Origin of the sequence: Mesorhizobium sp. Root157, from assembly GCF_001427385.1 — a bacterium.
Classification (GTDB): Bacteria; Pseudomonadota; Alphaproteobacteria; order Rhizobiales; family Rhizobiaceae; genus Mesorhizobium.
In genome coordinates, this window is sequence record NZ_LMGJ01000008.1 from 1 (window position 1) to 13342 (window position 13342).

Below are 13342 nucleotides of genomic sequence, written 5' to 3' on the forward strand. Positions count from 1 at the left end.
TCGACACGGCGAGCTTCGATGGAAATTCTGCGCTCATCTACTGATCCTCTCAAAAACGAGGGGTCAGTTCTTCGTTTCGTTCGGGGGTCAATTTCTCATTTCGCCTGACACTCGTAAATATCCATCAGAATCTGTGACTTGCTGACCTTGCGGCCAACGACATCCCAGGCTGCCTTGACGAACTCCTCCTTCGTCAGCGCCACGATGCTTGCCGGTGTCGGAAAGGCATCGAGGAAAGCGAAGAACCAGTCGCTGCGGCTGTTTCCCCGAAAGCGATCGATCTCGGGAAAATACAGCGGCAGGTAATGCGTCAGGATGCGGTGCTGGATCTCGGTCTTGGCCCTGGCGATCGCTTCATGCGTCTTCGACAGTTCCTGCACGTCGTTGATGCCGGCGCGCAGCGGATCATGATAGCGCTGCGTCGCTTGGATTCTCAGCATGTGCAGGATCACCTGCGCATCCTTGGGATCGTTCTTGTCCCAGCTGTTGTGCAAGGCCTCCCGGGTCCGGGCGAGCGCCAGCGACGACACCAGCCGCACCTCGAAACCGGCCTCAGTCAGGCGCCATGCGATGGGTCTGTGATAATTGCCCGTCGCTTCGAAGCCGCAGATCACCGGTCGGCCATACGCCCGCAGAACATCGATCAGCCGGTCGTGCTCAGCACGGCTGTTGAGGACCGAAAGGCGACGGCGGCGCTTTTGCCCTGACGCTTCGATCAGGACCTCATTGCGCACCTTGGCAATGTCGATCGCTACCAGGACTGCATCGGCGGGTGTAGAATCTGCAACGGTCATGGTCGGTCTCTCCGGAATGGGTTGTGAACATTCACATTCTAGAGAAACCTTGACTGGCCATGGCCACCTCGACCGGTGCGCGCCTGCAGCGAAAAGCTGCGCGCACCGTCGTCTCGGCGGTTCCCTCTCTTCCTTCCGTAGGTGCTACGGCCCGTCCTACATCGCCGCCGAACTCGCCGAGTGGATCGACGCCAACGGCATGAGCCATGTCCGCGGAGCGCCACTTCACCCGCAGACCCAGGGCAAGATCGAGCGCTGGCACCAGACGCTCAAGAACCGCATCCTGCTCGAAAACTACCTCCTGCCAGGCGATCTCGAGCGGCAGGTCGCGGCCTTCGTCGAGCATTATAACCCATCGCCGCTACCACGAGAGCCTCGGCAATCTAACCCCTGGCGACGTCTACTTCGGTCGCGGCGACATCATCATGCTGGAAAGGGAAAGGATCAAACTCGAAACCATCAGACAACGCCGCTTGCTTCACCGGGAAGCAGCCGCATAAAATGACAACCCGGATGGGCCAGAGCCTCAGTTAGCTCACGCCGCCAGTTGTCCCAAAATCCCTGACGACGGACACGTTACGATGTCAGAAGCGGCCGATGATTTGGCATCAGTTGGCGACACTGACCGGCAGCTATTCGCTTGCACTGCGCGGGTTAGGCATGACGGTGATCCTGTCCGCCCTCAGCCTCATTATAGGCACAATGCTTGGATTTGCACTCGGTATTGCCCGCGCTGAGGGTGGGCGCATCCTTTCGTCATCCATCGACGTGTGGGTGGACCTGATCCGCGGAACGCCGTTTCTGGTGCAGGTGTTCATTGTCTTCTTCATCCTGCCGGAGGTGGGTATCGAACTAGACGCATTCTCTGCTGGAGTCATATCGCTCTCCAACATGGCAGCCTGCTTCATCTGCGAGATAGTGAGGGCAGGGGTTGCAGCTGTTCCGAGAAGTCAGGCGGAAGCAGCAGCCACGCTCGGGTTACGAAGGTGGCAGCGCATGCGCCTTGTCGTCATACCACAGGCCATGCGACTGATTCTGCCGCCACTGGTTGGGCAGTATGTGCTGCTAATCAAAGATTCTTCGGTAGTCTCCGTCATTGGTCTAACAGACCTGACACGGATCGGATGGCTGGTAGTACAGCGCGTGCCGAACGGGCTGCTTGTCTTCGCACTGATCGGGCTCGGATACTTTCTAGTTTGTTATCCCCTTATTCTTTTAGCACGGCGGTTGGAAAGGCGAATGCGTGCCCAATAGATCGCGAAGGGAACGGTGGTGCGTTGGTAAGCGGCCGTGGAGAGAATACCTAGACATAGCACGAGGGGACCATCCTGCCTCCTCATCGCAAAACCGGCGACACGCGACAACTTTACCATCTTTAAATGGCGGTAATAAGGTCCGAACGAATGGGGGCTACAGAAAGCTGGCCGACCGCCAGCATCAACCTAACGGGCGGTCTGTCAGTCAGCCTTAAGCGCGTCTCGCCATCCTGTCCGCTGTCCAGACGTCACAAACCACTGGACTTCTTTGTGCACCCAAGCGTGTGTGTCGCGACCTTGACGGGAGCGCGACATGGGGAAACGATCGGATAAATACCACGCTCGACGAGAAGAGGAGGTCTTGCTCGATCTGCTTGATAGGATGGAGCCAGACCTAAGATTGTTGGAGGGCTCAGTGTCGGTGCTCCGGGCTTTGTCCGAGGCGAGCGACGCTGTCGAGCCAGTTGCCATGGAGGCAATGGCTCATTTGGCGGGCGAAAGCCTCGAACGGGTCGCATTGCGATGGCGCGAGGCGTGCGGTGTCTTGCGAAAACGGTGAAGGCTGTCGGCTAAGTCTACCCGCCGTAGGGTCCGATCTCACATGAAAGCCTGTCAACCATTACCTTCATTTATTTGCCGTTGATCAATTCCCAACTAATCGGTGGACTTCTGCTGCAAAGCAAGCATTCGTTTCTCACGACGCGGGCTGATAAATAGCCGACGTCGAGGTGCAACTTCTCTCCGCCCGCCTTTGTGCGGGCTTGGGTCAGTGCAGGTACTGGATTTTCCAGCGCGTCACTTTGCATTGATGGAGAGCACCATGACCCAGACCATAATCGCGACAACTATACCGGCACCTAACCCTGCCATTGGACGCATCACATCCAGGAGCACGGCTCCCGCGTCACCGACCGCTGATACGACCCTCCCGATTCATGGGTCGAAGGCAATACCTGCGAAGACCAAACCCTCTCAATTGAAGAAGTCAGGACGACATAAGGAGTCCGGCAGTCGGGACCAGATTTCCAAAGCCGACATCATCCTGAAGAAGCTTCGGCTGGTTCGTGGCGTAACGATCGCGCAGATAGTGGAAGCGACAGGATGGCAGGCGCATTCGGTGCGCGGCTTTCTGTCCGCGGTGGTACGAAAGAAGCTCGGGCTCGATCTGGTGAGCGAGGTCGGCAAGGATGGGCTGCGTCGCTATCGCATTGTCGAGCGTGACAGCGAGACGGCGTGAGTACCATGCGCAGTACGCCGGACATTCATGCCGAAGTTGCAGCCTTGAACGACCTCTCACGAGATAATCTCGCAGAGCGATGGCGGAAGGTTTATGGCTATCCGCCACCGAAGGGTGCCCGCCGTGATTTTCTGCTGCGCACCGCTGCCTGGCATCTCCAAGCCAAGCGGCTTGGCGGCTTGCCCTCAGACACGCGCAGGCTACTGCGCGTCGCAGTGACGAACGTCGAGAAGCAGTTGGTCTTCAAGGAATCTCAGACTGCTGTCCTGGAGCCTAAGATTGCAGCACAAGACGCTCAGCCTCGTAAGCAACTTTCGCCTGGTATGCGACTGGTTCGCGAATGGAATGGACGCAGCCATATTGTCGATGTGCTGGAAGAGGGCTTTGCCTTTGAAGGCAGATTGCACAAATCGCTGACTGCGATCGCCCAGCAGATCACGGGAACGCACTGGTCCGGACCGAGGTTCTTCGGACTATGAGCGCGCTACAGAAGAAGCTGCGCTGTGCGGTCTATACCCGCAAGTCGACCGAGGAAGGCCTCGACCAGGAGTTCAACTCGCTCGACGCGCAACGCGAGGCCTGTGTCTCATTTATTGCCTCTCAGGCCGGGCTGGGTTGGCGTGTCGTAGCAGACCCGTACGACGATGGCGGCATCTCCGGCGGCACGATGGACCGTCCAGCACTGCAGCGACTATTGCAGGACGTTCGCGACAGAAAGATCGATGTGGTGGTGGTCTACAAGATCGACCGCCTCACCCGATCTCTCATGGACTTCTCCAAAATCGTCGAAGTCTTCGATGCCAATGACGTATCCTTCGTCTCGGTGACACAGCAGTTCAATACCACCACGTCGATGGGCAGGCTGACGCTCAATGTCTTGTTGTCCTTTGCCCAGTTCGAACGGGAGGTTACGGCAGAACGCATCCGCGACAAGATTGCCGCTTCACGCAAGAAGGGCATCTGGATGGGTGGTTCGGTGCCGTTCGGCTATCAAGCAATCGACAAGAAACTGATCATCGACCCGGAAGCTGCCAAGAAAGTTCGATCGATCTTCAGCCGCTATCTCGAACTCAAATCCGTCTTTCTCCTGCTGGAAGAGCTAAATTCGGGTGCCTGCGACGCGGACGGCTCATCGGCATCGAACTCACAGAAGCGCACGTTCTATTCGCGAGGTATGCTTTATCATCTGCTGTCCAATCCGGTTTACATCGGCAAGGCCAGACACAGGGACATGGTCTACAACGGAGAACATCAAGCCATCATCGACGACGAGACCTTCGCATCGGCTCAGGCGATTTTGAAAGCCCAGGCACCTCATCGCAAGAGCAGAAACCGCAGCCAGAGCCTGCATCTGCTCACCGGCCTTCTCTTTGATGAAACCGGGGATCGGCTAAGTCCGGTGTTCACCACCAAAGGTGAGCGACGCTTTCGCTACTATGTCTCCCACCGGCTTGAGATTGGAAGACGAAACGATCCGACAGGATGGCGGCTGCCGGCTGAGGATCTTGAGCAAACCGTTCTTTATCAACTGGGTCTGATCCTTCGCGATGAGGTCCGATTGTCCGAATGGGGCAACACAGTATCGCCGAGCGCCCACATCGAAACCGTGATTGCGAAGGCAGCTCAGCTTCGTAAGGCGCTAAAGACAGCATCCCATGTTGAATGCGCCAAGATGCTGAAGGCCCTGCTTCGATCGATTCGCATAGGGCCCGGCGAGATGGTGCTGGAGATCAATCCTCATGCTGTGCTCGAAGTAAGCCATTGTACCGATGAAAGACAGCATGACGGTCAGGAACAACAACAATCGGTAACGATCACCGTACCGTTTACGCTCCGACGCAGGGGTTTTGAGTCCAAGCTTGTTCTGGAAGGCTCTTCTGGCCGCCAACAACCTGATGACAACCTCATCGAACTGTTGGCTAAGGCCCACGTTCTGCTCGGCATGCTCACTGATGGTTCAGGTCGCACTATTGCCGATGTAGCAAATGCCGCCGACATCCACGTGGCCGATGTCAGCCGCATTCTTCCCCTTGCCTTCCTCGCGCCAAAGGTCACTGACGCCATCTTGCGCGGCCGCCAGCCCGTAGAGCTTACCGCTCGCTCCTTGGCGCGGGACGATCTTCCAATGCTATGGTCCGATCAGCGCCAACAGTTCGCCGTCTAGGCCAGCAACTGAGCCGATCCAGGTAAATCTCCAAGCATCAGCGCTGAAATCTATTGGGCACGATCTGCGCTCGAAAGAGACGATACGGCAATTTGGCCCAATACTCAGCCCCAAAGTGCGTCTCTGATCCAACAGTTCGGCTTAACCGCGCACTAAGCGACGGAAATGACGAGGCTTTTCTACCACCTCACAAGAAGTCGACAAAGAGCCTGACTGAGTGGTGATCCCGACAGGAATCGAACCTGTGACCTACAGATTAGGAATCTGCCGCTCTATCCTACTGAGCTACGGGACCACTCGGGCAGACACATAGCGGCTTGCGGGCGCTTCGCCAAGCCGATCCCTCGTGAAAAAGCCGGCCGATCCGCAAAATGAACACCTGCCGCCCGCGTCTCGAATACCCTTGGACAATCCCGCGGCGCGGCCTCGCCTCATGCGGCAAGCGCCGTCTCCGCCAGCTTGACCCAATAGCTCATGCCGTGGGCGATCGCCTCGTCGTTGAAATCGTAGGCCGGATGGTGCAGGCCGGCGGTAGCGCCATTGCCGATAAAGATGAAGGCGCCGGGCCGGGCTTCCAGCATGTAGGAAAAGTCCTCGCCGCCCATCACCGGCGGCATGGCGCGGTGCACCTGCGTCTCGCCGGCGACGCCGGCCGCGATGTCGCTGGCGAAGACCGTCTCGTCGGGGTCGTTGAAGGTCACCGGGTAGTTGGCGTCGAAATCAAGCTCGACCGCCACGCCGAACGCCGCGGCCACGCCGGCGCAGACGGCGCGAAGCCGTTCCTCGGCGAGCTTTGCCACTTCCTTCTTCAGCGTGCGCACCGTGCCGGCCAGTTCCGCCTTCTCGGGAATGACGTTGTAGGCGTCGCCGGCATGGAACTTGGTCACCGACACCACCACCGCCTCGACCGGGTCGACATTGCGCGATGCGATGGTCTGCAGCGCCCCGACCAACTGGCTGCCGACGACGATGGGGTCGAGCGTGCCGTGCGGCATCGCCGCATGCCCGCCGCGCCCCTTGACGCGAATGGTGAATTCAGCCGTCGCCGCCATGATCGGACCGGGGCGAATGGCAAACTGCCCGACCGGCAGGCCAGGCATATTGTGCATGCCGAACACCCTGGCGATGCCGAAGCGCTCCATCATGCCGTCCTTGACCATCTCGTTGCCGCCGCCGCCGCCTTCTTCCGCCGGCTGGAAGATCACCGCCACCGTGCCGGCAAAATTGCGCGTTTCGGCCAGGTACTTGGCCGCGCCGAGCAGCATGGCCGTGTGGCCGTCATGGCCACAGGCATGCATCTTGCCGGGAACCGTCGAGGCGTAAGGCTTGCCGGTGATCTCCTGGATCGGCAGCGCGTCCATGTCGGCCCTGAGGCCAATGGTGCTGCCGCTGCCCAGATTGCCACGGATGACGCCGACGACGCCGGTCTTGCCCAGCCCCGTCACCACCTCGTCGCAGCCGAACTCCTTCAGCTTGCCGGTGACGAAGGCCGCCGTCTCGAAGACGTCGAAGTTCAGTTCGGGCATCTGGTGCAGATGGCGACGCCAGGCGGCGACTTCATCCTGCAGTTCTGCGGCACGGTTCAGGATCGGCATGTTTGTCACACTCGCTTGGTGGTCCAGGGACTTTTATGCACTTGGGCTGGCCCTGCCAAAATTGTGAAAGGCTGAACCTTTGCCATGTTGATGTCACATAGGCTAAATAGCACCAGCGCGAAAGCTGCCGGGCAGGCCCCAACCGGCAGGCTGATCGAATTTCGTGCGGAAATCTTAGGAAGCCGCATGCGGCCACGGCAAGAGGCGATTTCGAATTTCACGATGACAAGCACGCATTTCCTGAAACGCGCACTGTTTGGCGCGCTTGTGCTGGCCGCATCCGCTGCCCCGGCGCTGGCCAATCCCGCCCTCGTATTCGACCTCAAGGACGGCCAGGTCCTGCAGCATGAAGACGCCTTCAAGCGCTGGTACCCGGCTTCGCTCACCAAGCTGATGACGGCCTATGTCACCTTCCGTGCCCTCGAAGCGGGCGAAGTGGCGCTGGACTCGCCGATCAGGATGACCCGGACCGCCGTCAACCAGCCGCCCAGCAAGATGGGCTTCAAGGTCGGCCAGGTCATGCGCCTCGACAACGCCTTGAAGATGATGCTGGTCAAGTCGGCCAACGACGTCGCCATGGCGATCGGCGAAAACATCGGCGGCTCGCAGACGGAATTTGCCCAGCGCATGAACGCGGAAGCCGCGCGGCTCGGCATGAGCAACAGCCATTTCGTCAATCCCAACGGCCTGTTTTCGCCGGACCAGTACATCACCGCGCGCGATCTCGGCCTGCTGGTCACGGCGCTGCGCCGCGATTTCCCGCAATATACGTCATGGTATGGCATCGAAGGCCTGGCCGTCGGCAAGAAGGCGATCCCCAACTACAACCTGCTTGTCGGCCGCTACCCCGGCGCCGACGGCATGAAGACCGGCTTCGTCTGCGAATCGGGCTTCAACCTGATCGGTTCGGCGACGCGCAACGGCCGCACACTGGTTGCCGTCGTGCTGGGCGAACAATCCGGCATCACGCGCGCCGAGCGGGTGGCGAAAATGCTCGACCAGGGTTTTGCCGCGCAAGGCGGCGCCACCGTCACCTTGCCCGCCCTGCCGAGCTATGGCGACACCACCTCATTTACCGACATGCGCGCCGAAATCTGCGAGAAGAAACCGGCAGCGGAACTCTCCGAAGCAGCGCCCGCCGAAAAGAAGGACGCACCGAAATCGGTTTTCCGGCAGAAGCTGACAAATCCCACGCTGGTCGCGGTCGGGCTTGGCGGTGCTACCGGCCCGCTGCCCAAGGCGATGATCGGCAAGATCGAATATGCCGATGTGCCGGTGCCAGGCTGGCGTCCGGACCTGCCGCCGCCAGTCCGGGCCGAGCCGACCGCGCAAGGCGGCTGAACGCCCAATGGCCACATTCCCCATCCCCGTATCGGTCATCACCGGCTTCCTCGGCGCCGGCAAGACGACCTTGCTCAATCGGCTGCTGAAAGACCCAGCGCTCGTCGACACCGCCGTCATCATCAATGAATTCGGCGACGTCTCCATCGATCATCTGCTGGTCGAACAGGCGTCCGACGGCATCATCGAGCTTTCCGACGGCTGCCTTTGCTGCACGGTGCGCGGCGAACTGGTCGACACGCTGGCCGAACTCATCGACCGCCTGCAGACCGGCCGCATCGCCAATCTGTCGCGCGTCGTTATCGAAACCACAGGGCTGGCCGATCCGGCGCCGGTGTTGCAATCCATCATGGCCCACCCGGTGCTGGTGCAGGCGTTCCGGCTCGACGGCGTCGTCACCATGGTCGACGCGGTCAATGGCGCGGCCACGCTCGACGCCCATGTCGAGGCGGTGAAGCAGGCGGCGGTCGCCGACCGCATCGTCGTCACCAAGACCGATCTGGTCGCCGGCGAGGGCGAATTGGCGGCTTTGCGCGCTCGCCTGCACCTGCTCAATCCCGGCGCCCCCCTGATCGATGTCGGCAAGGCAGGCGTTTCCGAATTGTTCGACTGCGGCCTCTACAATCCCGCCACCAAATCGGCCGACGTGCGCCGCTGGCTGGGCGAAGCGGCCGACGAGCACACACACGACCATGGGCATGACCATCGGCACGATCATGCCCACGCCCATCATGACCACGACCACGGCCATCATCGCCACGATGCGCGCGTCCGCACCGATACGCTGGTCCATGACGGTCCCTTGCCGTTCTCGGCCATCGAAATGTTCCTCGATCTTTTGCGCTCCACCCATGGCGAGCATCTGCTGCGCATGAAGGGCATCATCGAACTGACTGACGACCCGTCGCAGCCGCTGGTGGTCCATGGCGTCCAGAAGATTCTGCATCCGCCGGCCCGCCTGCCGGCCTGGCCGGACGAGCGGCGCGGCACTCGTTTGGTGCTGATCACGATGGACATGCCGCAGGACTACATCAGCCGGCTTTTCGCAGCGCTCACCAACCGGCCACAGGTCGACACGCCCGACCGCGTGGCGCTGGAGAACAACCCGCTTGCCATCGCCGGGCGATAACGCAACGAAACAGCGCCGCCCCCGTCCGGGGCGCGACCTCTCAACCTCATCATCCCGGAATTCCCTTTCGAGCGGAGAGAGAAAGGAATGTCCTGGCATCCGGCCGGTGTGGTGGCGCGCAGGGCCGGTGAGGGGGAAGCGCGAACGTTGGTTGGTGCGAGAGGCGCAGCCAACCTGGAAATGCACCGATCCAGAAAAACAGGCTCGCCGCTGAAAACTCAGCCGCCGAACATGCCGAGCAGCCGCTTCTTCAGCTTGGAAACGGTGCCGTCGGACTGCGCGGTCTGCATCTCGGACGCAGGCGCTGCTTCGACCGGCTGCTGGACGGCGACAGCGGCAGGCTGTTGCTTGGCAGCCTTGGCTGCGGCCTTTTCGGCAGCGAGTTGCTGCTGGGCAAGTTCCTTGGCGGCCTTGGCGGCCGCGACCGCAGCAGCCTTTTCTTCCGCTGCCTTCTGCTTGGCGGCCTTTTCGGCATCCAGCGCGGCCATCTTTCGCCCGGCCGGCGAATCGATACGGCCCATGCGCTGGGTTTCTGTGACCGTGCCGTCGGTGTTCAGTGACGGCGGCTCGATCGGCACGCGTTCGCCACGGGCGCGCTTGCGCGTCCATTCCGAAACGATGTTGGCTTCCTTGATCCCGGCAATGGTCGGCTTCGGCGCCGGCGTCGAGGTGTTGACGGCGCTGTTGAAGGCGGCCTCATAGGTGCTTTGATAGGCGCTGTAGGCCATCCTCAGCGAATCCGGCTGCGTGGTGGCCGGGCAGGTGCCGGCCGGGTCGAAGCCCTGCCCGTCGGCCGCGATCTGGTTGAAGACGTAGCGCTTCTCGCACACGTCCACCTTCGGCGGCACCTTGGTCACTTCGAAATTGTCGTAGCCGGCCTTCAGCATCTTCCAGAACTCGTAGTTCGGGTCGTTGCGGTAGCGCGCCATGTTGGCGGCGGTCATGCGGAAGGGAAAAGCCTGGATCTGGAACTCGGTCTGGCCGCCCTTGAAAGCGTCGCGGCCGAAGGCGTAAATCTCCTCGATCTGCGGATCGGTCATCGAATAGCAGCCGGACGAGGAGCAGGCGCCATGCACCATCAAATTGGAGCCGGTGCGGCCGTTGACGCGGTCATAGGCGTTGGGATAGCCCATGTTGAAGGCGAGGTGATACTGCGAATTCGGCTTCATCTGCGCCGGGCGCACCGTGTAGAAGCCTTCCGGCGCCTGGCGGTCGCCTTCGGTGAATTTCGGCCCCAGCTTGCCCGACCATTTGCAGATGTCGTAGCTGGCGATGATGTCGTAGCGGCCGTTGCTCTTCTGTTTCCAGATTTCGAGCTTGCCTTCTTCCTTGAAGATACGGGCCATGACCGGCGCGGTTCGGCTCATGCCCTTCTTGCTCATCTCGGCGAGAACCTTGGCCGGCAATTGCCGGTTGGCGTGCTGCGGGGCGAAGTCGCCAACCGACGATTCGGTGCAGCCGGCAACGCCGAGAGCAGCCACGATAAGTCCAGCACGAGCAAATTTGGCCAGCAAGGATGCAGTTTTCGTCATTTTTCCCATGCCCCGGCCTTTTGCAGCCGGGCCGAACAACCGAACATCGACGGACACTAAGCCCGTTAACCTTGAAAATTCCTTACCGCAAGTGGCGCGAAAAACCTCTCACGGCTTTGTCATTGGGCCAAACCAGCGGCATTTTTGTGGCGCAAATGCGCACAAGGCGTTGGCCCGCAGCGCAGACCATCTGGAAATTCGCTCTGGCGAGGCAAATGGTGTGGTTTTCGAGAACCGGAGCGGAGCGTACGTTAAGGTACGTGAGCACCGGAAGCGCAGAAAGCCGCATCAGTTGCCCGCCGGAGTAGAATTACCAAAGGTCTCCTAGAGGCTGCGGCCCATGGCGAGATACTTCTCGCGCCGCTGCTCGCGGAAATCGGCATTGGTGCCGGCAAATTCCTTCATCGTCTTCGCGATCAGGTCGCCGGTCGAGGCAATCACCGTCTCGGGCGCACGGTGCGCCCCGCCGAGCGGTTCTGGAACGATCGCGTCGATGATCTTGAGGCCGAGCAGGTCCTGCGCCGTGATTTTCATGTTGGTGGCCGCGTCCTTGGAACGCGTCGTGTCGCGCCACAGGATCGAGGCGGCACCTTCCGGGGAAATCACCGAGTAGATCGAATGCTCCAGCATGTAGACCCGGTTGGCGGTGGCGATTGCAATCGCCCCGCCCGAGCCGCCTTCGCCGATCACCACCGAGATCGACGGAACCTTGAGCGCAAGGCAGGCAGAGGTCGAGCGGGCGATGGCCTCGGCCTGGCCGCGTTCCTCGGCGCCGACGCCGGGATAGGCGCCCGCCGTATCGACGAGCGTGATCAGGGGAATGCCGAAGCGGTCGGCCAGTTCCATCAGCCGCACCGCCTTGCGATAGCCTTCCGGCCGTACCGAGCCGAAATTGTGCCTCAGCCGGCTTGCCGTGTCGGAGCCCTTCTCCTGGCCGATAATGGCCACAGGCTCGCCCTTGAAACGGGCAAAGCCGCCGACGATCGCCTGGTCCTCGCCATAGGTGCGGTCGCCGGCCAGCGTGGTGAAATCGGTGAACAGGCCCTTGATGTAGTCGAGGCAGTGCGGCCGGTCGGGATGGCGCGCCACCTGCACCTTCTGCCATGGCGTCAGCGCCTTGTAGGCATCGCGCAGCGCGTCGCGCGAGCGCTTTTCCAGCCGGGCGATCTCGTCGGCGACATCGACTGCCTCGCCGCTCTCCGCCAGCTTCTTCAGTTCGAGAATCTTGCCTTCGAGATCGGCAACCGGTTTTTCGAAGTCGAGGTAATTGTACATTCGTGAGCTGACCAGTGCGCCGTAAACGACGAGGGTTGATGCCTGCCGCCGGATGAGCAAGCGCTAAATGTCGCCCTCACATAGCGGCATGAGCGCTAGTCGGCAAGCGGATGGTGGTCATTGACCAGCCGCACAAGCCGCTCCTCCAGCACATGCGTGTAAATCTGGGTGGTCGAGATGTCTGCATGGCCGAGCAACTGCTGGACGGCGCGCAGATCCGCGCCGTTTTGCAGCAAATGGCTGGCGAAGGCGTGGCGCAGCACATGCGGCGACACCTTTGCCGCGGATATCCCGGCGCGCGCGGCCAGCCCCTTCAGGTCGCGGGCAAACACCTGCCTGGCCAAAAAACCGGTATCGGAAGCAGCCGGAAACAAAAACGGGCTTTCAGCAAGAGCCGGCGCGCGCGTGCGTTCCGTCAGCCAGGCGCGCATTGCCTGCCGCGCCTTGCCCGACAGCGGCACCATGCGTTCCTTGTCGCCCTTGCCGCGCACCACGAAAAAGCGCTCGTCGCGCAGCGCCACCGTCACCGGCAGGCTGACCAGTTCGGAGACGCGCAGGCCTGTCGCATAAAGCACTTCGACCAGCGCATGCAACCTGAGCGCCGCCACATGTTCAGCTGCGCCCGCCGAAGCGTCGGCGGCTTCCACCGCCGCGCAGTCCAGCAGCAGCCCCGTCTCCGCCTCGCTCATCGTCTTGGGCAGCGGGCGGCCTTTTTTCGGACTGTCCAGCGTGCCGGTCGGATCATCGCCCCGCAGCCCCTCGGCATAGAGGAACTTGAAGAACTGGCGCAGCGCCGACAGCTTGCGGGCCTGCGAGGTCGACGCAAAACCCCGTGCGGCGATGCCGTCGAGATAGACGCGTATGGCTGAAGTGTCGGCGCCGGCCAACCCGCCGGCGATTTCGCCCGACGCATCGTCGAGATCGCGGCGGTAGGAATCCAGCGTGTTCCTGGCCGCGCCGCGTTCGGCGCTCATCATTTCAAGGAAGGCTTCGATGCGGGCCGCGCTGTTCATTCAGGT

At 61.2% G+C, this 13342-nt stretch carries 10 protein-coding genes, 1 tRNA gene and 2 pseudogenes; 7 read left to right on the plus strand and 6 right to left on the minus strand.

From position 1 onward, the window contains the following. Positions 1–110 precede the first annotated feature (110 nt). Positions 111–794 (minus strand): annotated as a pseudogene (locus ASD64_RS06925) (IS110 family transposase); the annotation flags it as partial. A gap of 148 nt (positions 795–942) precedes the next feature. Between ASD64_RS06925 and ASD64_RS20520 the strand changes: the two are divergent. The 5 genes and pseudogenes from ASD64_RS20520 to ASD64_RS06955 all read left to right on the plus strand — a co-directional run. Then, positions 943–1294 (plus strand): annotated as a pseudogene (locus ASD64_RS20520) (integrase core domain-containing protein); the annotation flags it as partial. A 97-nt stretch (positions 1295–1391) separates the two neighbouring features. Further along, the gene (locus tag ASD64_RS06935; protein WP_056102803.1) at positions 1392–2048 is read left to right on the plus strand and encodes an amino acid ABC transporter permease; all 657 of its coding nucleotides are present in this window, start codon (positions 1392–1394) and stop codon (positions 2046–2048) included. Between the two features lie 978 nt (positions 2049–3026). Next, positions 3027–3287, plus strand: coding sequence for a DUF3489 domain-containing protein (locus ASD64_RS21635; RefSeq protein ID WP_056103037.1), 261 nt, complete (start codon positions 3027–3029; stop codon positions 3285–3287). Between the two features lie 5 nt (positions 3288–3292). Continuing rightward, a complete protein-coding gene (locus ASD64_RS06950) occupies positions 3293–3766 on the plus strand; it encodes a DUF2924 domain-containing protein (RefSeq protein ID WP_056102809.1) in 474 nt (157 codons plus the stop codon). After that, the gene (locus ASD64_RS06955) at positions 3763–5451 is read left to right on the plus strand and encodes a recombinase family protein (protein WP_056102812.1); all 1689 of its coding nucleotides are present in this window, start codon (positions 3763–3765) and stop codon (positions 5449–5451) included. The genes ASD64_RS06950 and ASD64_RS06955 overlap by 4 nt, the downstream gene beginning before the upstream one ends. A 218-nt stretch (positions 5452–5669) precedes the next feature. On the opposite strand, the gene ASD64_RS06960 is transcribed toward ASD64_RS06955, so the two are convergent. Continuing rightward, positions 5670–5746 (minus strand) — tRNA-Arg (locus ASD64_RS06960). 136 nt (positions 5747–5882) lie between these two features. Continuing rightward, positions 5883–7046: a M20 aminoacylase family protein gene (locus ASD64_RS06965; RefSeq protein WP_056102815.1), complete on the minus strand. Its 1164-nt coding sequence runs from the start codon at positions 7044–7046 to the stop codon at positions 5883–5885. 222 nt (positions 7047–7268) lie between these two features. Between ASD64_RS06965 and ASD64_RS06970 the strand changes: the two genes are divergently transcribed. Then, a complete protein-coding gene (locus ASD64_RS06970) occupies positions 7269–8387 on the plus strand; it encodes a D-alanyl-D-alanine carboxypeptidase family protein (protein WP_056103041.1) in 1119 nt (372 codons plus the stop codon). Between the two features lie 7 nt (positions 8388–8394). Continuing rightward, the gene (locus tag ASD64_RS06975; protein ID WP_056102818.1) at positions 8395–9516 is read left to right on the plus strand and encodes a CobW family GTP-binding protein; all 1122 of its coding nucleotides are present in this window, start codon (positions 8395–8397) and stop codon (positions 9514–9516) included. Positions 9517–9734: 218 nt separating this feature from the next. On the opposite strand, the gene ASD64_RS06980 is transcribed toward ASD64_RS06975, so the two are convergent. The 3 genes from ASD64_RS06980 to ASD64_RS06990 all read right to left on the minus strand — a co-directional run bounded on the left by ASD64_RS06980 (position 9735) and on the right by ASD64_RS06990 (position 13336). After that, entirely contained in the window at positions 9735–11030 is a 1296-nt protein-coding gene (locus tag ASD64_RS06980) for a L,D-transpeptidase family protein (protein WP_056103044.1), read from the minus strand. Positions 11031–11372: 342 nt separating this feature from the next. Continuing rightward, the gene (locus ASD64_RS06985; protein WP_056102821.1) at positions 11373–12323 is read right to left on the minus strand and encodes an acetyl-CoA carboxylase carboxyltransferase subunit alpha; all 951 of its coding nucleotides are present in this window, start codon (positions 12321–12323) and stop codon (positions 11373–11375) included. 95 nt (positions 12324–12418) lie between these two features. Then, positions 12419–13336 (minus strand): site-specific tyrosine recombinase XerD, encoded by a 918-nt coding sequence (locus ASD64_RS06990; RefSeq protein WP_056102824.1) that lies wholly within the window; start codon positions 13334–13336, stop codon positions 12419–12421. Between the last annotated feature and the right edge of the window lie 6 nt (positions 13337–13342).